The organism is Xanthomonas sp. fls2-241-TYG-148 (assembly GCF_030208815.1).
Taxonomy (GTDB): domain Bacteria; phylum Pseudomonadota; class Gammaproteobacteria; order Xanthomonadales; family Xanthomonadaceae; genus Xanthomonas; species Xanthomonas campestris.
Map to the genome: position 1 here is coordinate 1 of NZ_JARVTE010000011.1, position 25488 is coordinate 25488.

General features: G+C 63.2%; 27 protein-coding genes and 2 other RNA genes. 17 read left to right on the plus strand and 12 right to left on the minus strand.

The window, feature by feature from the left end; genetic code table 11:
* Positions 1 to 71 precede the first annotated feature (71 nt).
* The 11 genes from QRM60_RS12420 to QRM60_RS12470 all read left to right on the plus strand — a co-directional run bounded on the left by QRM60_RS12420 (position 72) and on the right by QRM60_RS12470 (position 6600).
* Complete coding sequence (locus tag QRM60_RS12420) at positions 72 to 515, plus strand: hypothetical protein (protein WP_147309372.1); 444 nt, start codon at positions 72 to 74, stop codon at positions 513 to 515.
* 31 nt (positions 516 to 546) lie between these two features.
* On the plus strand, positions 547 to 909 hold the full coding sequence (locus QRM60_RS12425; protein WP_285446295.1) for a VOC family protein: 363 nt from the start codon (positions 547 to 549) through the stop codon (positions 907 to 909).
* Between the two features lie 63 nt (positions 910 to 972).
* Positions 973 to 1515, plus strand: a complete 543-nt coding sequence (locus QRM60_RS12430; protein ID WP_274316982.1) for a hypothetical protein — start codon at positions 973 to 975, stop codon at positions 1513 to 1515.
* Between the two features lie 577 nt (positions 1516 to 2092).
* Positions 2093 to 2494 (plus strand): hypothetical protein, encoded by a 402-nt coding sequence (locus QRM60_RS12435; protein ID WP_285446296.1) that lies wholly within the window; start codon positions 2093 to 2095, stop codon positions 2492 to 2494.
* 215 nt (positions 2495 to 2709) lie between these two features.
* Entirely contained in the window at positions 2710 to 3168 is a 459-nt protein-coding gene (locus QRM60_RS12440; RefSeq protein WP_116902492.1) for a GNAT family N-acetyltransferase, read from the plus strand.
* Between the two features lie 65 nt (positions 3169 to 3233).
* The gene (locus QRM60_RS12445) at positions 3234 to 4025 is read left to right on the plus strand and encodes a hypothetical protein (RefSeq protein ID WP_285446297.1); all 792 of its coding nucleotides are present in this window, start codon (positions 3234 to 3236) and stop codon (positions 4023 to 4025) included.
* A 375-nt stretch (positions 4026 to 4400) separates the two neighbouring features.
* Complete coding sequence (locus QRM60_RS12450; RefSeq protein WP_285446298.1) at positions 4401 to 4811, plus strand: DUF5655 domain-containing protein; 411 nt, start codon at positions 4401 to 4403, stop codon at positions 4809 to 4811.
* A gap of 91 nt (positions 4812 to 4902) precedes the next feature.
* A non-coding RNA gene (locus QRM60_RS12455) (sX9 sRNA) lies at positions 4903 to 4977 on the plus strand.
* Positions 4978 to 5046: 69 nt separating this feature from the next.
* Entirely contained in the window at positions 5047 to 5433 is a 387-nt protein-coding gene (locus QRM60_RS12460) for a VOC family protein (RefSeq protein WP_285446299.1), read from the plus strand.
* Positions 5434 to 5487: 54 nt separating this feature from the next.
* Positions 5488 to 6054, plus strand: a complete 567-nt coding sequence (locus QRM60_RS12465) for a YfeK family protein (RefSeq protein ID WP_285446300.1) — start codon at positions 5488 to 5490, stop codon at positions 6052 to 6054.
* 120 nt (positions 6055 to 6174) lie between these two features.
* Positions 6175 to 6600: an isoprenylcysteine carboxylmethyltransferase family protein gene (locus QRM60_RS12470; RefSeq protein ID WP_343237651.1), complete on the plus strand. Its 426-nt coding sequence runs from the start codon at positions 6175 to 6177 to the stop codon at positions 6598 to 6600.
* A gap of 16 nt (positions 6601 to 6616) precedes the next feature.
* Here the strand turns inward: QRM60_RS12470 and QRM60_RS12475 are convergent, their stop codons facing one another.
* From QRM60_RS12475 to QRM60_RS12485, 3 genes are all read right to left on the minus strand, one after another.
* Positions 6617 to 8728, minus strand: a complete 2112-nt coding sequence (locus QRM60_RS12475) for a methyl-accepting chemotaxis protein (RefSeq protein WP_285446301.1) — start codon at positions 8726 to 8728, stop codon at positions 6617 to 6619.
* Entirely contained in the window at positions 8725 to 9222 is a 498-nt protein-coding gene (locus QRM60_RS12480) for a hypothetical protein (RefSeq protein ID WP_285446302.1), read from the minus strand. Before QRM60_RS12480 ends, QRM60_RS12475 begins: the two co-directional genes overlap by 4 nt.
* Before the next feature lie 653 nt (positions 9223 to 9875).
* Positions 9876 to 10304: a helix-turn-helix domain-containing protein gene (locus QRM60_RS12485; RefSeq protein WP_011035577.1), complete on the minus strand. Its 429-nt coding sequence runs from the start codon at positions 10302 to 10304 to the stop codon at positions 9876 to 9878.
* A gap of 134 nt (positions 10305 to 10438) precedes the next feature.
* Between QRM60_RS12485 and QRM60_RS12490 the strand changes: the two genes are divergently transcribed.
* Positions 10439 to 11326, plus strand: coding sequence for an SDR family oxidoreductase (locus QRM60_RS12490; protein ID WP_285446303.1), 888 nt, complete (start codon positions 10439 to 10441; stop codon positions 11324 to 11326).
* 767 nt (positions 11327 to 12093) lie between these two features.
* A complete protein-coding gene (locus tag QRM60_RS12495; RefSeq protein ID WP_285446304.1) occupies positions 12094 to 13533 on the plus strand; it encodes an OprO/OprP family phosphate-selective porin in 1440 nt (479 codons plus the stop codon).
* A gap of 182 nt (positions 13534 to 13715) precedes the next feature.
* Here the strand turns inward: QRM60_RS12495 and QRM60_RS12500 are convergent.
* The 5 genes from QRM60_RS12500 to QRM60_RS12520 form a co-directional block, all read right to left on the minus strand.
* Positions 13716 to 13787: non-coding RNA, sX9 sRNA (locus QRM60_RS12500), on the minus strand.
* Positions 13788 to 13873: 86 nt separating this feature from the next.
* Positions 13874 to 14299, minus strand: coding sequence for a DUF1801 domain-containing protein (locus QRM60_RS12505; RefSeq protein WP_285446305.1), 426 nt, complete (start codon positions 14297 to 14299; stop codon positions 13874 to 13876).
* A 130-nt stretch (positions 14300 to 14429) separates the two neighbouring features.
* Complete coding sequence (locus QRM60_RS12510; protein ID WP_285446306.1) at positions 14430 to 15428, minus strand: NADP-dependent oxidoreductase; 999 nt, start codon at positions 15426 to 15428, stop codon at positions 14430 to 14432.
* A gap of 58 nt (positions 15429 to 15486) precedes the next feature.
* Positions 15487 to 16350, minus strand: coding sequence for an oxidoreductase (locus tag QRM60_RS12515; RefSeq protein ID WP_285446307.1), 864 nt, complete (start codon positions 16348 to 16350; stop codon positions 15487 to 15489).
* 162 nt (positions 16351 to 16512) lie between these two features.
* A complete protein-coding gene (locus tag QRM60_RS12520; protein ID WP_285446308.1) occupies positions 16513 to 17115 on the minus strand; it encodes a TetR/AcrR family transcriptional regulator in 603 nt (200 codons plus the stop codon).
* Between the two features lie 624 nt (positions 17116 to 17739).
* Between QRM60_RS12520 and QRM60_RS12525 the strand changes: the two genes are divergently transcribed.
* The gene (locus tag QRM60_RS12525) at positions 17740 to 18633 is read left to right on the plus strand and encodes an NAD(P)-dependent alcohol dehydrogenase (RefSeq protein ID WP_285446309.1); all 894 of its coding nucleotides are present in this window, start codon (positions 17740 to 17742) and stop codon (positions 18631 to 18633) included.
* Entirely contained in the window at positions 18584 to 19333 is a 750-nt protein-coding gene (locus tag QRM60_RS12530; protein WP_285446310.1) for a YafY family protein, read from the plus strand. Before QRM60_RS12525 ends, QRM60_RS12530 begins: the two co-directional genes overlap by 50 nt.
* A 99-nt stretch (positions 19334 to 19432) precedes the next feature.
* On the opposite strand, the gene QRM60_RS12535 is transcribed toward QRM60_RS12530, so the two are convergent.
* On the minus strand, positions 19433 to 20170 hold the full coding sequence (locus tag QRM60_RS12535) for an SDR family oxidoreductase (protein WP_115556977.1): 738 nt from the start codon (positions 20168 to 20170) through the stop codon (positions 19433 to 19435).
* Between the two features lie 411 nt (positions 20171 to 20581).
* Between QRM60_RS12535 and kdgT the strand changes: the two genes are divergently transcribed.
* A complete protein-coding gene (kdgT, locus tag QRM60_RS12540; protein ID WP_285446311.1) occupies positions 20582 to 21556 on the plus strand; it encodes a 2-keto-3-deoxygluconate transporter in 975 nt (324 codons plus the stop codon).
* 63 nt (positions 21557 to 21619) lie between these two features.
* Here the strand turns inward: kdgT and QRM60_RS12545 are convergent, their stop codons facing one another.
* The 3 genes from QRM60_RS12545 to msuE form a co-directional block, all read right to left on the minus strand.
* Entirely contained in the window at positions 21620 to 22651 is a 1032-nt protein-coding gene (locus QRM60_RS12545; RefSeq protein WP_285446312.1) for a methionine synthase, read from the minus strand.
* The gene (locus QRM60_RS12550; RefSeq protein WP_115541241.1) at positions 22644 to 23663 is read right to left on the minus strand and encodes a DUF1852 domain-containing protein; all 1020 of its coding nucleotides are present in this window, start codon (positions 23661 to 23663) and stop codon (positions 22644 to 22646) included. Before QRM60_RS12550 ends, QRM60_RS12545 begins: the two co-directional genes overlap by 8 nt.
* Before the next feature lie 170 nt (positions 23664 to 23833).
* The gene (msuE, locus tag QRM60_RS12555; RefSeq protein ID WP_161962085.1) at positions 23834 to 24427 is read right to left on the minus strand and encodes an FMN reductase; all 594 of its coding nucleotides are present in this window, start codon (positions 24425 to 24427) and stop codon (positions 23834 to 23836) included.
* Positions 24428 to 24524: 97 nt separating this feature from the next.
* Here msuE and QRM60_RS12560 point away from each other — a divergent pair, with 97 nt between their 5' ends.
* Positions 24525 to 25430, plus strand: coding sequence for a LysR family transcriptional regulator (locus QRM60_RS12560; protein ID WP_115556980.1), 906 nt, complete (start codon positions 24525 to 24527; stop codon positions 25428 to 25430).
* Positions 25431 to 25488: the final 58 nt, after the last annotated feature.

Sequence of the window (25488 nt, forward strand, 5' to 3'; positions counted from 1 at the left end):
CACTCACTGCCTAACAACTCATTCAAGCCGAAGTTGCTTCGCAACTCGGCTTAATGCAAGCGTTAGAATTGATGAGAACTTTTATTGCAGTTGTAACAGCATTTCTGGCAGCCGCACTCGCGCCTGCTCTGGCTTTTGTTTTTGCTGGTATGGTTTTGAACGGGAAAGCGCTATGCAGCGGCGAAGACGTCATTTCTTTCCTGGCCTTAATCGGTTTCTGCATGATTTTCGCCATTGCTCATGTAGTTATTCTTGGTTTGCCGGTGTCACTTTGGCTAGTGCATACAAACAAATTCGTGCTCCGCTCAATGCTTTCGGCGGGATTTCTCATCGGATCTCTACCCATCGCATTATTAGCCAACACTCTACTAAGATCTGACTGGGCCGATTATATTCAGCTTGTTTTTAATGCCGGCGCCCTCGGTATAATCGGCAGCACGGCCTTCTACTTCACGTTCAAGGGCATCATCTCTAACAATTCATTCAAGCCGAAGCCGCCTCGCGGCTCGGCTTAATTCAGGCGTTAGGCAGCAAGGAGAGATCATCGTGACTCAGACAGTGACCCCCATCCTTCGGGTAACCAGTGCTTCCGCCAGTTTTCCGTTCTACGTTCAGGGGCTTGGATTCACCGTCGATTGGGAGTATCGACACGAGCCGGATTTTCCGGTCTTTGCGCGGCTTACTCGCGGAGACCAAACGATCTTTCTGACAGAACACGCGGATGACTGTCAGGTAGGTGGTGCCGTCTACTTTGCTGTTCCCGATGTAGACGAGTGCCATCAGGCGTTTCAAGCAGCAGGACTTGTGCAATCTGGCGCGCGGCATAACACCGCATGGAAAACCCGCGAGATCCTAGTAACAGATCCAGACGGCAACAGGCTCACATTCTTCACTGAGCTCGCTTCCTAACAATTCATTCAAGCCGAACCCGCTTCGCGGTTCGGCTTAATTCAGGCGTTAGGGGCGTCTACCATGCGATATCGCAGTCTGTTACTGCTGGTTTGTTGCACCATCGCTGGCCAGGCTTTTGCCGGCTGCGACTCGTTGCCGTGGAAGTTCGGCATGTCTCAGGAAGAGGTCGCGGGTATCACCGAGTGCGGGCCCTACAAGTCGTTTAGTAACGGCGATCTTGAAACGTACAAAGGCGTCTTTGACGGTAAAGAGCAGAATTTCCAGTTCTTCTTCGCAGACAAGCAGCTCCGCCGGATCGGCGTCTATCTGTATGAAGGGCAAGATTCTAAGGGAGGGGCGAAGGTGTGGCTCGCGCTTTACGGCACCATGGCTAAGCTATTCGGGCCTCTTGAAACACCGGACAACGTTGCGCCTGCCACAAGCCAGATGACTGCAACTTCATTTGAGGCTAAGGCTTTGGAGATGGTAGAAAGTCCGGGCAAGACCCAAATGGCGCCACTGTCTCAACCCAAAGACGCTTCCGTATTCTCAAGCTTTATGCGGCGCGAGGTGGACGGTGAGAAGCACTACTACGTCGTATTGTATTTCGACAGACGCCCCTAACAACTCATTCAAGCCGAAGTTGCTTCGCAACTCGGCTTAATTCAAGCGTTAGGCCGCGGAGAGAAGCTGCTTGTGACCAAAGACTCCAAAGCGCGCCTCGTTTATTTCGTGCTTGCCTTGGCTGGCGTCTTCTTGCTTGGGGTAGCAACACCTTGGCTCAAGACTTTTGGTTCAACTGTTTACGTCTCGGCCGCCTTTGCATATCTAGCCGTGTTGTGGGTTGGGCTAAACTGGGTCGCGCACCGTGTCCGTACTAAGGATAATTCGTAGTCACACGCGACTTTTGAATGTGGAGCCGCGGCCTAAGGAACCTCTGAACAACTCGTGGCGTTGCGAACTAACTTGGGATTTCGCTTGATTGCGGCGGTCGCTCATGTTGCAAATCAATAACTTGCGAGTTACGGAGAGTGCCCCAGGGACTGATCGGAAGCTGGCGAAAGAGTTGTGCAGAGGTTCCCTAACAATTCATTCAAGCCGAGCCCACATCAGGGCGGCGCCTAGGTGCACGCCTTCGGCTATATTTGCACTCAATCGCCGCCCTGCTGTGGGCCGGCTTAATTCAGGCGTTAGGCACCGCATGAAAGTTCGATGGCTATTTTTTGCGTGGGGAATTTTGGCAGCTTGGGTTCTTTTGCTTCGTTTCGGAGTGGTCGGTCCACGAGAGTGGCTAATCACGCTTTATGCCGTGGGTAGTCTTGCACTTGCAGGCGGGGCTGGCGCGCTACTCAACATCCGTTTTCGCCAAGATCTTTTGGCCGTTGATCGAGCTGCCTGGGAACACCTCACGCAATTTCCTGGTCTTGGTCCTGGCTACCACAACAATTTTTGTGAGCTGAGCTGGATCACACAGCCGTCGTCTACTATCCCGCCCCACCTCAAACCGCTGTGGCTTCGGGCACGCAAGCTCGTCTGGCTGCCAATTGTCTGGTTTCTAACCACACCGGCAATCTGCGTTGTTGTAGGTGTCGGCAGTGCCTAACAATTCATTCAAGCCGAACCCGCTTGGCGGGCCGGCTTAATTCAGGCGTTAGGTCTCTGATGAGACTTCTCGTACTACTTCCTTTGCTCTTGCCACTCACCGCATCCGCGCGTGATATGGCGTCCTTAAATAATCCAGAGCTTGCTACGGTCCTTGGCCTTTTCCAAGAACTAACAACACCATCAAATTCAGACCATCCCTAAAGCACTCCCGTCATGCTCCCATCATCTCTATATCGTGTCGTACATCAAACGCCGACTATCGAAGCGTATCGTCATCTTCGCCAAGCAAGCGGCTTGAGCCCGAAAGCGTTGGAAGCGGCCGAGCGCGGGTTGCCCAACTCGCTGTTCAGCGTGCAGGTGCTTTGCGATGGCGAGCCGGTAGCGATGGGGCGCGTCATCGGCGATGGCGGCTGTTTTTATCAGGTCGTGGACATCGCCGTTTTGCCAGCGCATCAGGGCCGTGGTCTGGGCAAGGCTGTCATGGGTGAGATCGCAAGCTACATAGAACGCGAAGTACCTGCGTCTGCGTATGTCAGCCTGATTGCGGATGGTGAGGCGTATAAGCTCTACCAGCAGTTCGGTTTTGCGTTGACTGCGCCTGCCAGTGTAGGCATGGCCTTCAAGAGGAAAACATTGAGGACAAGCACGGCGTTTGACGTTCTGAAGAGCTAAAATTGTTCTGCTGCGCTCGCGCCAGTACTCCAATCTGTCATTCCAGCATTACCGCCAAGGAACGCATGTTCTCCATCTTCAAGAAGCAAGCCGCTCCATTACTGATTGTTCGTGCCGATGGGCGGGAGTTGTGTCGCATTAGCCAGAGCGATGTCCCGTGTGAGATCAAGCCTTCCGCATGGTTGAAAGCCGATAGCGTCCTGGAATTTGCCGACTCGGCGGGAGGTGTGCATCGGCATGAACTTGGTACTGCGACAGGATGGTTCCACTTCTCCATTCGCGTACATCCCAACCTGGGGTGCCAGGCAGACTGTGTCATTTCCCAGACCGAGCAGCTAGATCCAGACGCGTTTGCGAATGGGCAAGCAGACGGGATCAGATTTCAGCCGTTCTTCCTGCCGGGCGCCAGCGTCAGCAGTACCGCACTTGCAGGCAAGGGGCTTTTTGCCAGGGGTCTGCACTTCAGTGGACTAGTCACCGGTGGCAACGTGCTGCTTTCCTGTGAATGCGACCACTGCAAACGTTCGTTTCTGATCCGTTCCTACCACGCCGGCTTCAGCAACGCGGGCTATTTCTACTCGGAATCAGGCAGGTACACCATCACGGTGGAGGACCATATTGCGGGCAGTCCGGCTGCATTGACAGAGCCGGACCCCGAGCAGCTGCGTGCACTGGAAGAACGGCTGCCGCTGGCACCGGATGGGTCGGCCTATCGCTATATGAATCCGTTTCGCTGCCCACACTGCGCTGCACCCTATATCGACTTTGCAGCACACCCCGGCCTTCGAAAGAACGAGTACTACGGCAACTACTTTGTCGGCAGCGATCTGCTGCGATATACGCCAGCCGATCCCTGAGCCGTATCTGCTTACGGCGTCTCTGCTGTCGCGGCAGGCAAAGGTATTAGCGGGCTTGGGCCTAAATTTTGCTTAGCTGCGCCTGGTAATAAGAGCATCTGTCAAAACTACTGCGCAGTCGTCAGGCGACCGGTGCTCGGAATCGGTATGTACCCCGTACACTCCGGTTCCTGCGCGCCGTCCGCATACACATGAGAGAGCACGGCGATGGCGCGAGCTGTTGCGAGATCTGGCTGATCGTTCTGGTGCCCTACTTGGCGAAGTAAGCGCTTTTGGCCCTCTGGCAGCAGCGCTTGCTTGGATGAAAGAGCGACCCGACACTCACCAGGTGAGCGCGCGCTCATCAGCCATTCCAGCTCAGTCACCTGGATCGCCATGAAACAGATGTGGGCTTGCCCGACGTGCAGGCGTGCGTTCACGCGAACACATCAGCGGCACGCTTGCGGACTGGGTGACCCGGCGCAGGTGCTGCGCGATCGGCCGGCCGGGCTGGTGGCGCTGTATGGAGCGCTGGAGCAGTTTGTGCGCTCGCTCGGCCCGGTGGAACTTGTGACCCGAGAGCGCTACGTGCTGTTTCGCCGCGACCGGGTCTTTGCCGATGCCATCATCATGTCGGATGCGATCAGGCTGGCCATCCACCTGGAGCGCCGTGTTGCGCATCCACTCTTCGTCAAGGTGGCGACGGACGGGAAGCGGGTTACCGTGGTGGCAAAGCTTCGTCTTCTCGAAGAGTTAGATGAGATGAAGGAGCTTTTGCGAGAGGCTTTTGTCCACGCTACTGCATAAGCCAGGCTCCATGGGCCTGCGGCCGGCTTAGCGCAGCTATCAAAACGACTGCGCAGCCGCCAGGCGGGCGCGGCCGGTGCTCGGAATCGGCATGTACCCACGTACACTCCGGTTCCTCCGCGCCGTCCACACCCACCTGACGGCTGCTCGCTACGTTTTGTTAGCCGCTCTTAGTTCTTGCCTGGAGCCTTGTTGGGGCAGACTAGTCGCTACCAACCAGACCCGAGGTCAAGCCATGTCGCAAGCTGCCAGCTCCGGCTTGTTTATCTATGCCAAGGATCTTGAGCGTGTGGCGGCTTTTTACCAGCGCCTGCTGGGTATGCAAGCGATCCATTCCAGCAAGGAATTGGTTGTGCTGAACGCAGCCGCGTTGCAACTTGTCATCCATGCAATACCTGAGGAAATCGCCGCCTCCATCACCATCGCCGATCCGCCCAGCAGGCGTGAGAACACCGCGCTCAAGTTCTTTTTCACCGTCCCGAGTATCACGCAGCTCGCCGGGCTTGCAGCTGCGCTTGGCGGCGAAATTTTGCCAGAGCAGTGGCGCGGCGCCGGCTTCGTTGCCTGTAATGCCGTTGACCCGGAAGGCAATATCTTCCAGCTGCGCGAACGCGCTGCCTAGAGAGTGGTCGAGCAGCGCATCGGAGCGGCGAGGCTTCGGTCGCGTCGAGGCGCAGTGCTGCAGGGTGTTGTGAGCCTTCGCCCATGCGACGCCACGGGAACGTTCGCTCTGGGCGCACGCAATCATTCAGCCGTCCATGAACCAGATCCCGCTGCACGGCAGCGGCTGCAAAGCGATACTGGCACTGCTGTTCTGGCCTATGCTTCGCATCTTCCGAAACAACGCTTGGCGAATGGATTCACGATGAAGAAGAAAGTGTGGCTCATCTGCTTGCTGGTGTCGGGATCGGCGTTTGCGCAAGGCGTAGCCCCTGCCACGACACGGGAGATCAACCAGCTGTTCGCGGCGTTGAAGAGCTCCAACTGCGAGTTCTCGCGCAACGGGTCGTGGTATTCGGCGCCTAAAGCCAGCGAGCACTTGCAACGCAAGTACGACTACCTGCAGAAGAAGGGCCTGGTTACCAGCGCCGAATCCTTTATCGAGCTTGCTGCGACCAAGAGCAGCATGTCGGGCAAGCCGTACGAGGTGCGATGTGGTGGCGCGGCGGCAGTACCGAGCCAATCCTGGTTCACCGGCAAGCTGCGCGCATTACGCAAGGGCACGCCGGCCTCCGGCAGCTAATACCTCGGCCGAGCGATGACGCGCAAGATTGCAGGCATGTCACCGCCGGCTTCCCTGCGGCACTGAGCACGGCGGAGCGTCTGGATGCTGCAACGGCTAGAAACACGCGTTCCACCGCCTGTGCTGCTTGTGCTGCTGGGCGTGGTCGCCGCCGGCACGGCAGCGCTGTTACCGGGCATCGCTCCCGCTGCCGGGCCGGATGTTGATGGCCGGCACCTGTGTGCTCGGGGGCATCGCGTTGAATGTGCTTCCAAAGCTGACATTTGCCAGGGCCGGGCCACGATCAACCCGCTCACGCCGCAGCGTGCAACGCAGCTGGTAACCACGGGCCTGCATCGCTACACCCGCAACCCGATGTATCTCGGCCATGCGCTGCTGCTGAGCGGCTGGATCGTGTCGCTGCAGCAGGACGCCGCCCTGGTCCTGGTGGGTGCCTACGTGCTGGCAATCACGCGGCTCCAGATCCTGCCGGAGGAGCGCGCATTGGCGGCGCAGTTTGGCCCCGCCTACGCCGCGTATTGCCGGGTGACGCCGCGTTGGCTATAGACCACCACAGTGTTGCTCACGCGGCATGGCGTGCCTGTCTTGCAGCACTCTGCGCTGTGGGCGCTGCGTCTTCTACAAAAAGGCTCACTGCATCTTCCAGCTGTGCGGCATGGTCGCCCATGGCACGCGCGGCGGTGCTGGCCTCCTGCATGCGTAGCACGCCGTCGCGCATGTCGATATCCACGCGACTCAAGGTCTGATGCACCTGCGCGATGCTGCCGGCCTCTTGCTCGGAGGCGACCGCAATCGTGCTCAGCGTGCTGCTCACCTGGCCAATGGTGGTCACGATGTGCTGCATGCCGGCACCGGCGCTGCGTACTTGCTGCACACCGGCTTCAACGTGCGCCACCGACTCGCCGATCAACGCCTTGATCTGGCTGGCGGCGGTGGAGGAGCGTAGTGCCAGCGCGCGCACCTCGCTGGCCACCACCGCGAACCCGCGACCTTCATCGCCTGCACGCGCCGCTTCCACTGCAGCGTTGAGCGCCAGGATGTTGGTCTGGAAGGCCAACCCATCGATGACGGCGATGATGTCCTGGATACGCCGCGAGGCGGCTTCCATCTGTTGCATGGTGCCCATCGCCTTGCCCATGGTGTCGCCGCCTGCACGCGCCGCTTCCGATGCGGCGGCAGCCAGCACATCGGCATCGGCTGCCTGCGCGCTGTGCTGCTGCATGGTGCCAAGCACGGCCTGCATCTGTTGCGCCGCCTCGCCCAGCGTGATCGATTGGCGCCGCACCTGCTGCTCCAGTGCGTCGTTGCCGTGCAGAATGTGGCCGGTGGCCGCATTGATGGCGCCGCTGGAACTGCGGATCTGCACGATGATGCGGGCAAGCGCATCGGCCGTGGCATTGGCATCGCGCTTCATGTGGTCGAACACGCCCTCGCAGGCGCGATCGATGCGTTGCGACAGGTCGCCGTGCGCCAGTGCCGACAGCATGCGCCGCATGTCCTGCAAGCTGTCTTCGGTAACCGCAAGAAAGCGGTTGATGCCTTCGGCCAGCTGGCCCAAGGCGCTGTCGTGCGCATGTCCATGCAGCCGCGCGCCGAGCTCGCCGCGGGTGGCTTGCGCAATCACGGTGGTCAGTTGCGCTTCGAGCAACAAGGACTGGGTGCGGTCCTGCCATTCCACCACCACGCCCAGTGGCGTGCCGTCGTGATCGTGCACGGGCGTGACGCTCTCCTGCAGCTGCAGTGCGCCAAGCGCGCGCGCGCCTGCGCCACTTTCGACAGCACGCCGCTGTGCGGCCTCGGCAAGCGCCTGCTGCACGGTGTGCGCATCGCTGCGCGCGCTCAATTGTGCGAAGGAGTGATTGCGGTAGATCGCATCGCCATGCGTGTCGACGATGGCCACAGCCATGGCCGAGGCATCCAGCGCCAGGCGGATCCGGCGGTTTTCCTGCAGCAGCTGCTGTTGCGTGGTGATGCGTTCCTGCACCTGCGCGCTCATGCGCACCAGCGCCTGCGCCAGCGAACCCCCACGAAAATGCTGCTGCATGATGGCCGGCGGCAAGGCGTCGCCCTTGGCCAGCGTGTCGGCAAGCTGCGCCAGCGCCTCTGCTTCATGGTCCAGCGCGTCCAGCTGGCGTCGCAGTTGCACGGCCATGACGCAGACGAAGGCGGTTTCCACGATCACATAGCCGGCGTGCAGCACGACGATGCCAAACCCGCTGCCGGCACTGAAGGCCTGCACCGGCAGACCACGCGCCTGCAGCCAGTAGAACGCGAGGTGGTGCACGGCAATCGCGGCGGCGGCCACCACCACCGGCAGCCAGTCACGGTAGTACAACAGCAGCGCCAGGATCACGAAAACGCCGAAGTGCATTTCCACCAGCCCGTGTGCCTGCTGGATGGTGGCAGCCACCAAGGCCATCAGCACCAGCGCGGTGGTCACACTGGTCAGCCGCGTGCCGGGATTGAAGCGCGCCTGCCACAGCATCAGCAGCAGGCTGGGCAGCGTGACCGCCAGGAAGGGCGTCCACTGCCCCTGATACCAGGCCAGCGCCAGCGAGCCAGCGCTCTGTAAGGTGGCGAGCCAGAGAAAGAGACGGTCGGCCTTGATCGCCAGCCGGTTGGCGTAGCCCGAGGCCAGCTGCGCGGTGGGTGCGTGCGGTGCGGTGCTGCTCATGCCGACACCCCCGCAGCACAGGCGCACGGTGCCACCAGCGCGGCATCCGCCGGGCGTGCCAAGACCTGCGGTAGCCAACGCGGCCACTCTGCCGCACCGGCACGCCCGCATACCGCGCTGCCCTGCGCGGGGCCGGCATAGCGCGGCTGGCCATCGGCGCCAAGCAGCCACACCGCATAGCCGCTGCCATGCAGGGCCGGCACATCGATCTGCTGGACGCGCCCGCCGCGCGCGCGAACCGCCTGGCTCAATAACGCCCAGTCACGTGCATCGGCGGCGCCGTCGCAATTGCAGGCACCCACGACGCCGACCAGCATCGGTGCGGTCGACAGCGCCGGCAGGCTGGCCTGCACGCGCGCCCAGGCGCTGGCCGCATCGCCGGCAGCAGCCTGCGGCGTGGTCCAGGCAACGGCGATCCAACCGCACCACAGCGCCAGCAAGGCGACGCCGGCGGTGCGCCGGACGGCGGTTGAGGAGGAACCGATTAGGGACATGTGCGCTGGATCCGACGGGCTGGTGTCGCCTTATCGGACTTGGGCGCTTACGCTTGAGCCGGCTTCGATTGGTATTTCCGATCGCTGCGATAGCAGATGACGCTGCACATTGCAGCGCAACGGTTTGCGGTGATGGCCGGTGTGCGCACCCGAAAAAGATGTTTAGTCGCCGCGCGCCTTTGTGAGTGTGTTTTCACGGGCCGATGGCAACGCATGCCCTAGCGGAGCTGCCGATGCATGCAACGGTGGTGGCCCGACTGGATGTCCTGGGCCGTGCCGGTAGTGGGCCAACAACCATCCGCTCAGGTGTCGCGGCCGTGCCAATGCGCAGCCGCAGAGGATTGCGCGCCCGGACGAACATTCGGCGCGCAGCAGCAACGAGTACAAGGCATCACGCGGTCAGAGCCGTATGAGCGGCATGCAGAGCGATGCGCGACGCCGAGTCACGGCGACGTTGCCGCAGGCGACCAAACGAGCGCTGAGGCATACACGCCGGGCAGCCGACTATCGAACTACCAACACCTAGGTCACCCAGTCCAACGTTCGCCGTGCATGCCGGTGCATCGCAGGAGCGACCTGACGCGTGCACCAGCGTCGGCGCGCATACGCTGCCGCGGTCACCGCGATCGCCGTGACCGCGGCAACGCGCAGCGTCAGGCGATCGGGTCGTTGGCTTCCATCAGCCCGGCGGTCTGCGCGCGGTCGAAACGCTCACGTGCGGTGCGGATGTCGGCGTGGTGTTCGCCGGCCCAGTTGAGCAGCTGCGAGACCGGGCCGAGCAGCGCCACGCCCAGCTTGGCCAACGCATACTCCACGCTCGGCGGCTTGGTCGCGTAGACCTTGCGGGTGATCATGCCGTTGCGCTCGAGGTTGCGCAGGGTCTGGGTGAGCATGCGCTTGGAGATATCCGGCACGGCGCGCTGGATGGCGCTGAAACGGGACGGGCCAGGGATCAGCGTGAGCAGGATCAGCAAGGTCCACTTGTCGCCAATCTGGTCGAGCACATCGCGCACCGGGCACTTGGTGGCGTCGAACGGCCCTTCCAGGGACGGCGGCGGCGGAAACAGGGCAATGGCATTCACAGGGCATCTCACGGTAACCAGGGGGAGAAAAACTGCCTCCTTGCGGAGGATGGGACGACCCCGACAATAGGCTCGCTGGACTTCCGGTCTAAATACTAGACCAAACCTCTTATCGATACCTGACGGAGCGCATCATGGCACACACCTCCCCCCTGATTCTTGTCACCGGCGCCAGCGGACAGCTGGGAGCGCTGATCGTCGATGCGTTGCTTGAGCGTGTGCCTGCCGGCCGCATCGTAGCAACCGCGCGCGAGACCGCGTCACTATCGGCATTCGCAAAACGCGACATCAGCGTACGTCGCGCCGATTACGCCGACCCGGCCTCGCTGGACGCCGCCTTCGCCGGGGTCGGCACGGTCCTGCTGGTGTCCTCCAACGCGGTGGGCGCGCGCGTGGAGCAGCACCGCAACGTGATCGAGGCCGCCAAGCGTGCCGGCGTGGGTCTGCTCGCCTACACCAGCGTGCTGCGTGCCGACACCAGCACGCTCTCGCTGGCCGGCGAGCACGTGACCACCGAAGCACTGCTGCGCGACAGCGGCGTGCCGCACGTGCTGCTGCGTAACGGTTGGTACACCGAGAACTACACCGGCTCGATCGGCCCGGAACTGGCGCACGGCGCGGTTATCGGCAGCTCCGGCGATGGCAGGATCAGCGCCGCAACCCGTGCCGACTACGCAGCCGCTGCGGCGGCAGTGCTGGCCTCCGCCGAACCGCAGGCCGGGCGCATCTACGAGCTGGCGGGCGATCAGGCCTTCAGCATGGCCGACTACGCCGCCGAGCTGGCGCAGCAGGCGGGCAAGCCGGTGGCCTACAACGACATGCCGGAGGCGGACTATGCCGCGGCCCTGGTCCAGGCCGGGCTGCCGGCCGGCTTCGCCCAGGTGCTGGCGCAGTGTTCGGCGTCCGCAGGCGGCGGCAGCCTGTTCGACGACAGCCACACCTTGAGCAAGCTGATCGGCCGCCCCACCACCCCGCTGCGCGACACCATTGCCGCTGCGTTGGCGGCGCACCCGGCGGGCTGATCCCGGCACCGTTCGCAGGCAGGTCCTGCGAACGGTGGGTGGGCCCGGCGGAGACCTGTTGCCGCCAACGCAGCCGGAGCGAACGCGCCGGTCACTCGGCCAGAAGGGCGCCAGGCATGCGGCGCCCAGCTGCCGGCATGACGGCATGCCTGTGCCGTGCGTGTCGCGCCGACTGAAGCGAATTTGGCTTGAGTCGCTGCTGCGCCCGATGCGCAAGGAACACAACTCCGGTCGCTGCCGATGGCGTGCAGGCTTGGTCGCCATGGCGTCGTGCGGAGATCCTTGGCTCCGAGACGCAGAACGGCACCACCATTGATCCCTCGAACAAAGGCCCTGCATCCGGTAGGCGCGCGGTACCGGGCGGTCATCGCTGCGTCGTCCGCGCTCCACCGACCACACAGGCGACGCCAACGCGCTGTATCTCCGCGCCGCTGTCCATGGCCGTGGTCACGCATCCCGCAGCGCTAGCCGCATGCGCCATCGCGCCAAGGCAGTGGACGCCCGGCCTGGGCAGGCGCGCACTGCGCCGCGCCTGCCGCAGCACTGACATCTGCCGGACATGCAGCTGACACAGTCATCCGTCGGATGGCGCTGCCGATGTCACCAAACTGACATCAAACCTAAATATAACTGCACCCCATCGCTGCTACGGCAGCACTGCGGAGCGCCATGACGGTGCCCGGCATCTGGCCGCACGCGCCCTTCTTGCAGGAGCGCCTGGGCCGGCCACGCCACCGCCGCCCAGTTCCCCTTGCCGAGCCGGATCCATGAAAAAACGCAATCTCGCCACCGTCCTGTGCGCCCTGAGCGCGACCGCCAGCGGCAGCACGCTGGCCGCCGAGCTGGAGCTGTACGTCGACCGCAAGACCAAGCAGATCTTCGCCGAGCCCGCGCCCGGGCGCGACAAGCTGGGCAAGTTCGTGCAGGTGGACGAAAACGGCAAGCTGCCGGCATCCGCCCTGCCTGAAGCGCCCGCGGCACCAGTCCCGGCCACCGCGCCCAGCACCGGCGTGGCCCAGGCAGCGCCGCCCGCTCCGGCGGCCGCGCCCGTGCCGACCGCTGCCAGCGACGCGCCCAAGAAGTGGTACGACAAGTTGAGCCTGCGCGGCTACACCCAGATCCGCTACAACCAGGGCATCGGTGGCGATGCGCAAGACCTGCGTGCGCCCGGCGACCGCTTCATCGGCAATGACCAGAGCCTGGGCATCCGCCGTGCACGCCTGGTGCTGAGCGGCGATCTCAACGAGCACGTGTCGCTGTACTTCCAGCCGGATTTCGCAAGCACCCCGACAGGTTCGACCACCTCCAACTTCGCGCAGCTGCGCGATGCGTACGCCGACATCTTCTTCGACAAGAAGCGCGAATACCGCGTGCGCGTGGGCCAGTCGAAGATGCCTTACGGCTGGGAAAACCTGCAGTCCAGCCAGAACCGTCTGACGCTGGACCGAGCCGACGCGCTCAACTCCGGCCTGCGCGACGAACGCGACATCGGTGCGGTGTTCTACTACAGCCCCACCGTGACCAAGGGACGCTTCCAGGACCTGGTCAAATCCGGCCTGAAGGGCTCGGGCGACTACGGCGTACTCGGTGCCGGTGTGTACAACGGCCAGGGCGCCAACCGCGCCGAACGCAACGACGGCATGCATGCGGTGGTGCACGCCACCTACCCGTTCAAGTTCGCCAACGGCCAGTACCTGGAAGTGGGCGCCGATGCCTACGCCGGCAAGTTCGTGCCGACGGCGGCAGCGGTGAACATCGGTGGCCGCAGCTTCACCCCGACCATCACCGAGCCGAACGGCTACACCGATCAACGCGTGGCCGCGCACATCATCTATTACCCGCAGCCGTTTGGCCTGCAGGCCGAGTGGACCGTGGGCCGCGGCCCGGAGCTGGACGTGGCACAGCGGCGTATCCGCACGCGTTCGTTGAGTGGCGGTTACGTGCAGGCGATGTTCAAGCACGACTTCAACTACGGCACGCTGCTGCCTTACCTCAAGTGGCAGACCTACCGTGGCGGTTCCAAGTTCGATACCAATGCGCCACGCATGCGCCTGGACGAAGTGGAAGCCGGCGTCGAATGGCAGCCGATGGATGCGCTGGAACTGGTCTTCGCCTATTCGAAGATGAAGCGCACCGACGTCACCACCGCGCCGTATCCGGTGGTCGAAGGCGATCTGCTGCGGCTGCAGCTGCAGGTCAATTACTGATCAACGTGGCTGCACCACGGCGCATGGGTTGCGCCGTGGTGATGCGTTGTCAGTCGATCAGCGCGTCATTGCCAGCCTGCGACTGCATGGGGTGGCGCGATGGTTGCCTGCATCCGCATGCTTGAACGCAGCGCGGCTTTACGCAACGGCCGCCTCCTGCGTTGCGCGCCGGTGCTTGGAGCGGCTCAAGAAACGTAGCGAGCAGTCAGGTGGGTGCGGACGGCGCGGAGGAACCCGTGTGTACGTGGGTGCATGTCAATTCCGAGCAGCGGCCGCGCCCGCCTGGCGGCTGCGCAGTCGTTTTGATCGCTGCTCTTAATTACGCTGGCGCCACAGTGCTCTACAGCAAACCAATCCACTGCCGGATCACCGCTTGAAACGTGGCGCGCCCGGCAGCGAGATGGGCAAGGTCACGCACGGTCAGCACCGCGCGGTCCGCGGCCGGCCAGCGCAGCCACTGCGCCGGGTCATCGATCACTAGCCCGCCCGGTGGCAACGCACGCACCTTGGCGCCCCGGTGCAGTACCACTGCGATCCCCGTCTTGGCGCGGAGTTGTAGCGTGGCGAAGTACTCAACCGTGCGAAAGCTCGGCGCATTCCACTTGATGCCTTCGGCAATCGCCGCATCCGCCGACAGCAGTGCGCTGCGCACCGCCACAATCAGGTCCTTGTGCGGGTGGTTGAGTTGCACCAGAAACTGCTCGACGGCCTGCGTTGAATCGGCGGCTGAGGTATGCGCGGTGGAGAAGGTCGAGGTCGCTTGCATGCTGTCCCGCCTGGCCAGAAGGAAGTTGCGTTGCACGGCTGCACTATAGCCTTGCACCAGCGTGTGACAACGCGCCTGCGCACTGCGCCGCGATGTCGCGCCTGCTCATTGCACCGCGAATGCCGCGCGATTACAGCCGCACCACCACCTTGCCCTTGGCGCGGCCGGTTTCGACATAGGTCACCGCGTCCTGTGCCTGCGCGAATGGATAGACCGTATCCACCACCGGCTGCAGCACGCCGCTGTCGAGTAGCGTTGCCAGCGCTCGTAGCTGCGCGCCGTCGGCGCGCATGAACAGGAATGTGTACGCCAGGCCGCGCTGTCTGGCCTGCTGGCGCACCTTGCGGCTCAGCAGCCGCATGATGAGCCGCAGCGGCATTGCCAGGCCCAGTTGCTGCGCAAACGCAGGCGTCGGCGGACCGGAGAGCGACACCAGTGCGCCACCGCGCTTGAGCACACGCACCGATTTCATGAGCACCGGCGTATCCAGGCTATGCAACACCACATCGTAATCGCGCACCAGGGTTTCGAAATCCTGCTGCGTGTAGTCGATGACCAGATCGGCGCCAAGGCGCTTGACCAGCTCCACATTGGCCGTGCTGGTGGTTGCGGCGACGAAGGCGCCCAGATGTTTGGCCAGCTGGATCGCGATGGTGCCCACGCCGCCGGAGCCCGCGTGAATCAGCACCTTTTGGCCCGGCTTGAGCGCAGCGGTCTCCACCAACGCCTGCCACGCGGTCAGGCCCACCAGGGGAAACGAGGCCGCTTCTTCCATGCTCAAGCGCGCCGGTTTGCGCGCCACCGCTGCCGCGTCGATCGCCACGAACTCGGCCAGGGTACCGATGCGCCCCGGTTCGGTCTTGGCGAACACCGCATCGCCAACCGCGAACCCGCGCACCGCCGGGCCGACTTGGGTCACCACGCCGGCAACATCGTTGCCCAGGACGAATGGCGGCTTGAACGGCAACATCAGCTTGAAGTCGCCATTGCGCAGCATCAGGTCCAGTGGATTGATGCTGGCCGCGTGTACCTGGATCAGCACATCGTTGGCGCGCACGTGCGGCACTGGCACCTCACCGATCCGCACCAGCCTGCGCTTCTGGTAGCGATCGACAATGACGGCTTTCATCGGTGCACCTCGCACCGGCCTGCATGCAGACGCGTGCTAGTTACGGTGGTGAGGTGGCTCACGAGCGCACGCCCGCGGCCTGCGCGGCATGTGCCGCTGCCGGCACTGCGGCCACCTGGTGCAGCTTGAGGTCCTTGCGCACCGCGTCTCCCACCATCCGGTTCGGCAGCAGGCGGCGCAGGAAGCTCAACTGCCGAGCGACCTTGCCCGCGGTGTAGCGGGCTTTCGGGCGTGCGTCTTGCGCCGCGGCGAGCACCACGTCGGCCACCACGCTGGGTGCATCGGCCTTTTGCATGACCTGCGCAATGTGCGCGGCCACATGCGTGCGCACTGCCTGATAGATCTCCATCGGTGTATCGGGCTGCAGCGCGTTGGTGTCGAACGCCGTCCTGGTGTAGGCCGGCTCGATGACCGACACGCGGATGCCCCAGTCGCGCAGTTCGTGGTCCAGCGACTCCGTATAGCCCTCGATGGCGTGCTTGCTGGCCACGTACAGCGCCGCGTACGGGATCGGCACCAGGCCGAGCACCGAACCGATATTGAGGATGCGCCCACCGCCTTGCTTGCGCATCTGGCCGATCACCGCATTGGTCATGCGCAGGGTGCCGAAGAAATTGGTGTCGAACACCGATTGCGCCTGCTGGATGGAACTCTCTTCCGCAGCAGACGGCGCCACGCTGAAGCCGGCGTTGTTGACCAGCAGATCCAGCCGGCCTTCCTTGCGCAGGATGGTGTCCACCGCTGCAGTCACTGACGCGTTGTCGGTGACATCCAGCGCAAGCATCTGCACGCCGGCCGTTGTGGAGGTGCCACCGCGCCGGCTGGTGCCGTAGACCGTGTAGCCGGCGTTGGCCAGGCGCGCGGCGGTCGCTTCGCCGATGCCCGAGGAGGCTCCGGTCACAAGTGCAATCTTGCTGTTCATAGGTGCCTCTGTCTCTTGGGTGAGGTGCCGGCCGGTCGGCGCTGGAGGCGCTGCCGTCGCCACGGAATCGGGCTGTCAGGAAGGAAAAACGGGTGAGCGATTGCTGCGGAAACTCTACTTAATATTACGAACGTCATATTTTTGAGCAAAAACAATTCGGGGCTACGCCACACCGGCCGCACCGAAGTGCGCCAGCACGGCGTCACGCATGGCCGCAGACAGCGCAGGGTCGTCCACGGCACGCGCCAGCATCAAGGTGCCTGCCATCGCACACACCGTGACCAACGCGCGCTCATGCGCCTGCGGCGTTCCCCAGTCCGGGAATTGGCGTGCGGCCAGGTCGATCATCTCCTTGATACGGCGGGTTGCCGCCTGCCGCACCGCCGGTGCCTGGCGTGGCATTTCCGAACCCAGCGCAGCGATCGGGCAGCCGGATTCGAGGTTATTCAAGTGTCCATCGGAGAGGTACGCCTGCATCAGCGCCACGGCTGCCTGCTCCGGTGGCACGGACGAAACAATTTGTGCCGAGGTCGCCACGGTCTGCGCACCGGCATGGTCCGCGGCCTCGGCCAACAATGCATCGCGCGAGGCAAAGTGCGCGTAGAAACCGCCGTGGGTCAGCCCCGCCTCTTTCATGATGTCGGCCACGCCGGTGCCGTCGTAGCCGGTCCGGCGGATGGCACGTGCAGCGACCTCGACAATGCGCGCATGGCTGTCGGCCTTGCGGCCTGACGATGCGCGGGAGCGTGGCGAGGTCTTTTTCATGATGGTCATCATACATAAGATCGGCAGCGACGGACGCCGCACCGGCGGCTGTCCGACGAGCGGTAGGCGTGGGGTGCCGGGCACCGCCTGCTTTCAGCACCCAGCCGGCACTGCGACAGCGCATACGAGGGAGCGGGAATGGCAGTCGCGTGCATCCATGAAGCGATGGCTTGCGGTGCGCGGCTGTTTGATCGAGCGAATGGTGACGTCAGGTTCGCGCGGGTATGCGGCGATGTCACGCGGTGCCGGCTACGCCTGTTGCGCATTGAAGGCCTGATGAAAGCATGGTGCCAGAATCTGTCACTACGGCTTTCTACACTGGGCGCCCACTCCGAGGAATGTCCTGGTGACCATCTTCACCCGCTCCCACCCGACCGACCCCGCAGCGTCATGCGCGCGCGATGTCCACGCGCCCACCCTGATGCCCTCGCCTACGCACGCGCGCTATCGCGCCGGCGGACCTTTCGCCGCTCGCCGAACCGACCCTACCGCCCATCCAGGCAGTCCAGTCGCCCAACTGCGCGCACATCTTGCCTGCAAGGCCACATCCGCAGGTGCCGCTGCCACCGGAGCATCGCGCCCATGAAGCGCCTTCAATACAACCGCTACGGTGGCCAGGATGTCATGCAGCTGGCCGACTTCACGCTTGCTGCGCCGGCAAAGGGCCAGGTCGCGGTGAAGGTGAAATACGCCGCGATCAATCCGGTCGACTGGAAGATGCGCAATGGCGTCATGAAGATCGTGACCGGCCGGCAGTTTCCGCGTGCGATGGGCATGGATCTGTCGGGCGTGGTGCTCGCGGTGGGCGAAGGCGTCACCCGCTTCAAGCCGGGCGACGCCGTCTTCGGACTGGCACGCTTCAAGGAGTGCGGCGCATTGGCCGAGGCGGTGATTACCACCGAAGAGAACCTGGTCAAGAAGCCCGACAACGTTTCCTACGAAAACGCCGCCAGCCTGGGCACGCCGGGGGTCACCGCGTGGAATGGTCTGGTCGACAAGGCTGGCCTGAAAAAAGGCCAGCATGTGTTCGTTAACGGCTGCGCCGGCGCGGTCGGCGAAGCGGCGGTGCAGCTGGCGCAGCGATTGGGTGCAACCGTGTCCGGGAGTTGTAGCGCAGGCTCGATGGAACGGGCCAGATCGCTGGGCCTGAAACAGGTCTACGATTACAGGGTGACCCGACTGCAAGACATCCGTAAGCGCTTCGATGTGATCTTCGACACCTCGGCCGTCATGAAGGCAGCTGCAGGGTTGGCGCTGCTGCGCGACAAGCGCGGCAGTGTGCTGGATCTGGAACCGGACCTAGGGAAGTTCGTCCGCGCCGTGGTGGACCGCCGCTTCAAGCTGGTGTTCTGCAAACCCTCCGCCGCCATCCTGACCCACCTCGCCAACGCGGCGGCGGCCGGCACCTTCGGCCTGCCCATCGGCGAAATCGTTCCGCTGGACGGTGCCATCGGCTTGATGAATGCCCTTGAATCTGGCCAAAGACGCCCGGGCAAGGGCTTGGTCAGGATGGACTGACATGTCGCGTAGCCAGCGCCTGTTCGATCTGTTGCAAGTGTTGCGTCGACACCGCGGAACGGTGTCCGGTCGCACGCTTGCGCAAGAACTCGGCGTGTCGCTGCGCACAATCCGGCGCGACATTGCGACCTTGCAGGCGACGGGTGCCGATATCGAGGGAGAGGCGGGTGTGGGATACATCCTGAGGCCGGGCTTTGTGCTCCCGCCTCTCGCCTTCACCGAGGAAGAACTCCGCGCGCTGGTCACCGGCGCGCAGTGGGTCAGCCGCCAGAGCGATGAGGCGATGACCCAGGCGGTGCAGAATGCGCTGGCAAAACTCGACGGCGTGATCCCGCAGGAGATGCGCCCGGCGCTGGACGACAGTGCGCTGTATATCAGCCGGGGACACCAACCGGAGTCCATCGTGGACCTTGGCAAGATCCGCAAAGCTCTGCATGCACAACGCAAGCTGCGAATCGGGTACACGAGCACGGCTGGCGTGGTGTCGGAACGCACGATCTGGCCGATCATGCTGGGCCTGGTCGACGCGCGGTGGAAGATTGCCGCGTGGTGCGAAGCATGCGGCGATTTCCGCATCTTCCGCGCAGAGGCCATTGGCACGATCGATTATCTGCAGGAGCAGTATCAGCGCAATCGCCGCCAGCTGGTGAAGCAGTGGCGCGCCAGCGATCGCCATCCCTGCAAGCAGGGCGATTGCTGAGCGCCTGACATTCAGCGGCTACACCGATCGTTACCGCAGCCGAGAGCCGCTGGTGGTGGTTGCACCACGCAACCACCACCAGCGACGTTGCCCAACACCCTAGCGGTGATTCATCCGCGCGAACAGGGCTTCACCCAAACGACGGGTGTCGGCCGAGATCCCGATCAGCACCTCGTCCTTGCCGTCTTCAAGTTGGGTGATCGCCTCGGCGGCAAACTGCTCGGCAGACATCATGTTGCGTGTTGCCGTGCCTGCACTGCGCGTCCCGCCACCCAGCCCGGTATCGACGATTGGCGGGGCGATCTCGATCACGCGGACGGCACTGCCTTTCAACTGGTGACGCAGACTCAGGGTGAAGGAGTGCAGCGCCGCCTTGGTGGCGCAGTACACCGGCACATCGGCCATCGGCGAGAACGCCAGCCCCGAGGTGATGTTGATGATGGCCGCATGCTGTTGCTGCTGCAGCAACGGCAGCAGCTCGGCACTCAGATAGATCGGCGCGGCCAGGTTGATGGCGATCTCCTGATCGAGATTGGCCACAGCATCGGTGCCGGTGAAATCACGATGCTGCTGCACACCGGCATTGTTGATCAACACGTTGCAATGTGGATGGTCTGCCCGCAACCAATCCACCAGTGCACGACGACTTGCGGTGTCGGTGATATCGCAGACCTGGGTGATCAGCGCCGGCAGCGTGTCCTTGGCCTGGCGTAACGCAGCGGCGCTACGCCCACAGATGATGACGGTGTTGCCCTGCACCACCAGCGCACGTGCGAGCGCAAAGCCGATGCCGGTGGCACCGCCGGTGATCAAGATGGTGTTTGAGGTGAGATTCATGCGCAATATCCTTCCAGGGTCAGTGGAGGCGCGCCGATGATGGGTCGTGAGAGATCACCGGGCACACCTCGTTCCGGCAAGGCCGGTCTCGGTGTCGCGGATACCCTCAGCGGGAGAGCTTGCCACCCGGATCGGATGGATGACCGGGCTACCATCCGGCCTGCGCTCTTTCGACCTCGCAACTGTAGCGAGGCCACGCAGCGCAGACAATTGGGCAGCCCGCAGCGACGAGAGAAGGTTCAGCATCGGCGCTGTGTCGGCAGGCCGGCATGCACCCCGTTCGCACGCGGCCGCATCGGTTCGCGCCGCGCGCAGGTTCCACGCCGGGTGACGCCGCATGCTGTTGTCATGGCCGATTGACGCATGTGCAGACCACACATGCGCGCATGGCTGCTGGTCCCCGAGGGTTGTATGCGCATCAAAGCCACACTTGAGCGACTGCCTGGCGGCATGATGCTGGTCCCGCTGTTACTGGGGGCGCTCTGCCACACGTTGTGGCCAACTGCCGGCACCACCTTGGGAAGCTTCAGCAACGGCTTGATCAGCGGCACCATCCCGATTCTGGCGGTGTGGTTCTTTTGCATGGGCGCGACCATCCAGTTACGTGCCACCGGTCAGGTCCTGCGCAAGTCCGGCACGCTGGTGCTGACCAAGATCGGCGTGGCATGGCTGGTGGCGGTGCTGTGTCAACCGCTGCTGCCGCCCGCCGGCCTGCCCAGCGGCCCGCTGGCAGGATTGTCGGTGCTAGCGTTGGTGGCGGCCATGGACATGACCAACGGCGGCTTGTATGCCGCGTTGATGCAGCAATACGGCAGCCGCGAGGAAGCCGGTGCGGTGGTGCTGATGTCGCTGGAATCGGGCCCCTTGGTGACCATGCTGATCCTGGGCGCCAGCGGTGCCGCCTCGTTCGAGCCGCGTCTGTTCCTCGGTGCCGTACTGCCGTTGCTGGCAGGCCTTGCGCTTGGGAATCTCGACGCGGAGCTACGGCAGTTCTTCGCGCAAGCCACGCACACACTGGTGCCGTTCTTCGGCTTCGCACTCGGCAACACGCTGGACCTGACCACGATCGCCACCACCGGCGTGCATGGCGTGCTGCTGGGCATGGCAGTGGTGGTCATCACCGGCGTGCCGCTGATCCTGGCCGACCGCCTGATCGGCGGCGGCAATGGCACCGCCGGTCTGGCCGCCTCCAGCACTGCGGGTGCGGCGGTGGCCACACCAGCATTGATCGCAGCGATGGCGCCGCAGTTCGCAGCGGCCGCACCGGCCGCCACCGCATTGGTGGCCAGCGCGGTGATCGTCACCGCTTTGCTGGTGCCGCTGCTCACCGCCTGTTATTGGCGCCTGCTCAAACGAACCGCAGCGGCGGCGGCCTCACCGGGCTGAAGGCCATACGGAACGCGCCGCCCTCACCTCCTTCGCCAGGCGATCTACACAAGCACCAGCGCGCTACTGAGCTGACAATTCACCACGAATGATGTCTGCACCCGCACTGAGGGCACTGAGTTTGCCGCGTGCGACGTGCCGGGCGAGCGGCGCCATGCCGCAGTTGGTGGACGGGTAGAGCTTGTCGGCATCCACAAACCGCAGCGCCTTGCGCAGCGTGTCGGCCACCTCTTGCGGTGTTTCGATCGTATTGCTTGCCACGTCGATGGCGCCGACCATCACCTTCTTGCCGCGCACCAGTTCGATCAGATCGATCGGCACATGCGAGTTGTGGCACTCCAGCGAGACGATGTCGATCGTGGATGCCTGCAGCTTGGGGAACGACTCTTCGTACTGACGCCACTCCGAGCCCAGGGTCTGCTTCCAATCGGTATTGGCCTTGATGCCGTAGCCATAGCAGATGTGGACGGCGGTCTCGCAGGTGAGCCCTTCGATCGCGCGTTCAAGCGTGGCAACGCCCCAGTCGTTGACTTCATCGAAGAAGACATTGAAGGCCGGCTCGTCGAACTGGATGATATCCACGCCGGCCGCTTCGAGTTCTTTGACTTCCTGATTGAGGATCTTTGCAAATTCCCAGGCCAGCTTTTCGCGGCTTTTGTAGTGCGCATCAAAGAGCGTGTCGATCATCGTCATGGGGCCGGGCAGCGCCCATTTGATCGGCTGCCGGGTTTGCTGGCGCAAGAACTTGGCATCGTCCACGAAGACGGGCTTGGGCCGGCTCACCGCGCCAACAACGGTCGGGACGCTGGCGTCATAGCGATTGCGAATGCGTACGGTCTCGCGCTTTTCGAAATCGACGCCGCTGAGGTGTTCGATGAAGGTGGTGACGAAATGTTGGCGGGTTTGTTCGCCGTCGCTGACGATATCGATCCCGGCGTGCTGCTGTTCCTGCAACGACAGGCGCAGCGCGTCCTGCTTGCCTTCGGTCAGCTCCTCGTCCTGCAGCTTCCAGGGCGACCAGAGTTTCTCGGGCTGCGCGAGCCAGGACGGCTTGGGCAAACTACCGGCGGTGGAGGTGGGGAGCAGCTTATTCATGATGGGCAATGTCTTGCGTTGGTGTTGACGAGAAAGCGTGGCTGGAGGCCCACTGCTCAAGAATGTTCCCGTAGGGCTTGATGAAATGCTCCTGGGTGAATTTGCCCTGCGTCACCGCGAGCTGGCTGCGCTCTTGCCGGTCGTAGACGATCTGGGTGGCGGAGTAATCCTGATGCTTCAGGCTCGGCTGGTAGATGGTTCCCGCGGCGGAATTGGCGTTGTAGATTTCGGGCCGGTAGATCTTCTGGAACGTTTCCATGGTGCTGATGGTGCCGATCAGCTCCAGATTGGTGTAGTCGTTCAGCAGGTCGCCGAGGAAGTAAAACGCCAATGGGGCGACACTGTTCGGCGGCATGAAATAGCGCACCTGCAGGCCCATTTTTTCGAAGTATTGATCTGTCAACGAAAATGCGTCCTGCCTGTATTCAACGCCCAGGATGGGGTGCCGGTTTCCGGTGCGGTGATAGACCTTGCTGCTGGAGACGCTGATGCAGATGACCGGCGGCTTGGCGAACCGCGCCGTGTAGGCATCCGAGTTCACGAACTGCTTGAACAGCGTGCCATGCAGGCTACCGAACCCCTCCGGCAGGCTGAAGCTGGATGTGTCCTGATTGTGCGCCGGCAGCAGCACGCTGAAATCGTAGTCGCGCACATAGGAGGAAAAATTATTCCCTGCGATGCCATCGATACGCGCGCCGGTTGTTTGATCGAGGATGCTGGGCTGTAATATCTCGATCAACGGGAATGCATCGCCTGTGTCGCGCTCGCCGATCTTCATCTCGACAGAGATGATGTCGAGTTCGACAGCGTAGCGGTCACGCGTGGGGTTATCCCAATGCGCCAGGTCGTTGAAGCGGTTGTTGATCATCGCCAGCGTGTTGCGCAAATTCTCCTGACGCCGCTGCCCTCTGGCCAGGTTGGCAAAGTTCGTCGTGTTGCGTGTATTGGCCGCGGGACGGTAGTCCTCATCGAAGCGGAGGCTCTTGATGCTGAAGGTCAATTCTTGAGTCATTGCACACTGACGCCTTGTTCTCGAAATCAATACGAAACGCCGTTTTCAGCGCAGCGGTTGATGCTGGCTGGATGGAGCTGGGACACCGGATCGGCAAGCAATTCGCCAACGGACCCGGTGGCCCGCGAGCGGCGTGGTGGCACGCAAAGCGCCCGTGGGCGTGATAGCCCTCAGGCCGCAGCCACGTTTGCTGCGGCGGTAGCGCTGGCCTGCCACGTCACTGCGATCAGCGGCAATGCCCGCTGCACCGCCAGCCTGGCGCGTTCGGCCAGGGCCTCGTTGTGCACGCGGTAGTCCAGAAAATCCCGATCGGTTGCGTAGACGCCCAGCGGCAACGTGCGTGCCTGGAAGAAACTGAAGAGCGGCCGCAGCTGGTGGTCGATCACCAACGCATGCCGCTCGCTGCCCCCGGTGGCCGCCAACAGGACCGGTGTGTCGATCAAGGCATCTTGATGGACGAAGTCGAAGAAGTGCTTGAACAGCCCGGTGAAGGAGCCGCGATACACCGGTGTGGTCACCACCAGCACGTCGGCCTGCTCCACCGCGACCAGTTCCTGCTCCACCGTGGCGGGCAGCTGGGAACGCCAGAGTGCACCCGCGAACTGCGGTGCCAATGCTCCGAGTTCCACCAGATGCTGCTCGCATGGCACCTGCGCGGCGATCAATGCCAGCAGGTGCTCGGCCAGGGCGGCCGCCTTGGAGGGGCGTTGCATCCCGCCGGACACCGCAACGATGCGGAGTGGATGTGGCACGTTGACAGTCATGCAGATGGCCTTAAAACGACGAACTCCGATGCTAGGGCTCGCATTCGATGAAGTAAAATGGTGTTATTTCAACAATCCATGAATTCGGATCATCTGAATGCTTGAGCGCATCCACCTCTCCATCGTCCAGCAGGTCGAGCAGCAGGGCTCGCTGACGGCCGCCGCAGGCGTGTTGAACCTGACCCAGTCGGCGCTGAGCCACAGCATGAAAAAGCTGGAGCAGCAGCTGGGCACCGATGTCTGGCTGCGCGAAGGGCGCAGCTTGCGGCTGACCCAGGCTGGCCAATATTTGCTGGCGGTGGCCAACCGGGTGCTGCCGCAGCTGGATCTGGCCGAAGAGCGCCTGGGGCAGTTCGCGCAGGGCGAACGCGGTGCGCTGCGCATCGGCATGGAATGCCATCCCTGCTACCAGTGGCTGCTCAAACTGGTGGCGCCCTATCTGGCCACGTGGCCGGATGTGGATGTAGACGTCAAACAAAAGTTCCAGTTCGGCGGCATTGGCGCCCTGTTCGGCTACGAGATCGATCTGTTGGTCACACCCGACCCGCTGTACAAGCCAGGGCTGACGTTCGAGCCGGTGTTCGACTACGAGCAGGTGCTTGTGGTGGCCAGCGGTCATGCGCTGGCGTCGGCGGCCTACGTCACGCCGCCGCAGCTGACACGCGAGGTGCTCATCAGCTATCCGGTGGACCTGGAGCGGCTGGATATCTATAGCCAGTTCCTGCTGCCGGCCGGTGTCACGCCCAGGCGCCACAAGGCCATCGAAACCACCGACATCATGATGCAGATGGTGGCCAGTGGCCGCGGCGTGGCCGCGATGCCGCGCTGGCTGGTGGAGGAATATGCCGCCAGGATGGACGTGGTGCCGGTTCGGCTGGGTGCACGCGGCATCGCCAAGCAAATTTTTCTGGGGGCGCGCGAGGCAGATATCGCCATCGATTACCTGCGCGCCTTTATCGAACTGGCGCGCCAGCCTGGCAATGGCAGCGCCACTGCGCCGTGACTCCACTGATGGACACCACCGCCCAGGCGCGCGTGTTGCATGGCTGCCCTCCCGCACG

Bases quoted from the DNA above. Each gene is read 5' to 3' on its own strand.
- QRM60_RS12420 (WP_147309372.1), top strand. From the start codon at position 72: ATGAGAACTTTTATTGCAGTTGTAACAGCATTTCTGGCAGCCGCACTC.
- QRM60_RS12430 (WP_274316982.1), top strand. From the start codon at position 973: ATGCGATATCGCAGTCTGTTACTGCTGGTTTGTTGCACCATCGCTGGC.
- QRM60_RS12435 (WP_285446296.1), top strand. From the start codon at position 2,093: ATGAAAGTTCGATGGCTATTTTTTGCGTGGGGAATTTTGGCAGCTTGG.
- QRM60_RS12440 (WP_116902492.1), top strand. From the start codon at position 2,710: ATGCTCCCATCATCTCTATATCGTGTCGTACATCAAACGCCGACTATC.
- QRM60_RS12445 (WP_285446297.1), top strand. From the start codon at position 3,234: ATGTTCTCCATCTTCAAGAAGCAAGCCGCTCCATTACTGATTGTTCGT.
- QRM60_RS12450 (WP_285446298.1), top strand. From the start codon at position 4,401: ATGAAACAGATGTGGGCTTGCCCGACGTGCAGGCGTGCGTTCACGCGA.
- QRM60_RS12460 (WP_285446299.1), top strand. From the start codon at position 5,047: ATGTCGCAAGCTGCCAGCTCCGGCTTGTTTATCTATGCCAAGGATCTT.
- QRM60_RS12475 (WP_285446301.1), bottom strand. From the start codon at position 8,728: ATGAGCAGCACCGCACCGCACGCACCCACCGCGCAGCTGGCCTCGGGC.
- QRM60_RS12480 (WP_285446302.1), bottom strand. From the start codon at position 9,222: ATGTCCCTAATCGGTTCCTCCTCAACCGCCGTCCGGCGCACCGCCGGC.
- QRM60_RS12490 (WP_285446303.1), top strand. From the start codon at position 10,439: ATGGCACACACCTCCCCCCTGATTCTTGTCACCGGCGCCAGCGGACAG.
- QRM60_RS12495 (WP_285446304.1), top strand. From the start codon at position 12,094: ATGAAAAAACGCAATCTCGCCACCGTCCTGTGCGCCCTGAGCGCGACC.
- QRM60_RS12505 (WP_285446305.1), bottom strand. From the start codon at position 14,299: ATGCAAGCGACCTCGACCTTCTCCACCGCGCATACCTCAGCCGCCGAT.
- QRM60_RS12510 (WP_285446306.1), bottom strand. From the start codon at position 15,428: ATGAAAGCCGTCATTGTCGATCGCTACCAGAAGCGCAGGCTGGTGCGG.
- QRM60_RS12515 (WP_285446307.1), bottom strand. From the start codon at position 16,350: ATGAACAGCAAGATTGCACTTGTGACCGGAGCCTCCTCGGGCATCGGC.
- QRM60_RS12520 (WP_285446308.1), bottom strand. From the start codon at position 17,115: ATGAAAAAGACCTCGCCACGCTCCCGCGCATCGTCAGGCCGCAAGGCC.
- QRM60_RS12525 (WP_285446309.1), top strand. From the start codon at position 17,740: ATGCAGCTGGCCGACTTCACGCTTGCTGCGCCGGCAAAGGGCCAGGTC.
- QRM60_RS12535 (WP_115556977.1), bottom strand. From the start codon at position 20,170: ATGAATCTCACCTCAAACACCATCTTGATCACCGGCGGTGCCACCGGC.
- kdgT (WP_285446311.1), top strand. From the start codon at position 20,582: ATGCGCATCAAAGCCACACTTGAGCGACTGCCTGGCGGCATGATGCTG.
- QRM60_RS12545 (WP_285446312.1), bottom strand. From the start codon at position 22,651: ATGAATAAGCTGCTCCCCACCTCCACCGCCGGTAGTTTGCCCAAGCCG.
- QRM60_RS12550 (WP_115541241.1), bottom strand. From the start codon at position 23,663: ATGACTCAAGAATTGACCTTCAGCATCAAGAGCCTCCGCTTCGATGAG.
- msuE (WP_161962085.1), bottom strand. From the start codon at position 24,427: ATGACTGTCAACGTGCCACATCCACTCCGCATCGTTGCGGTGTCCGGC.
- QRM60_RS12560 (WP_115556980.1), top strand. From the start codon at position 24,525: ATGCTTGAGCGCATCCACCTCTCCATCGTCCAGCAGGTCGAGCAGCAG.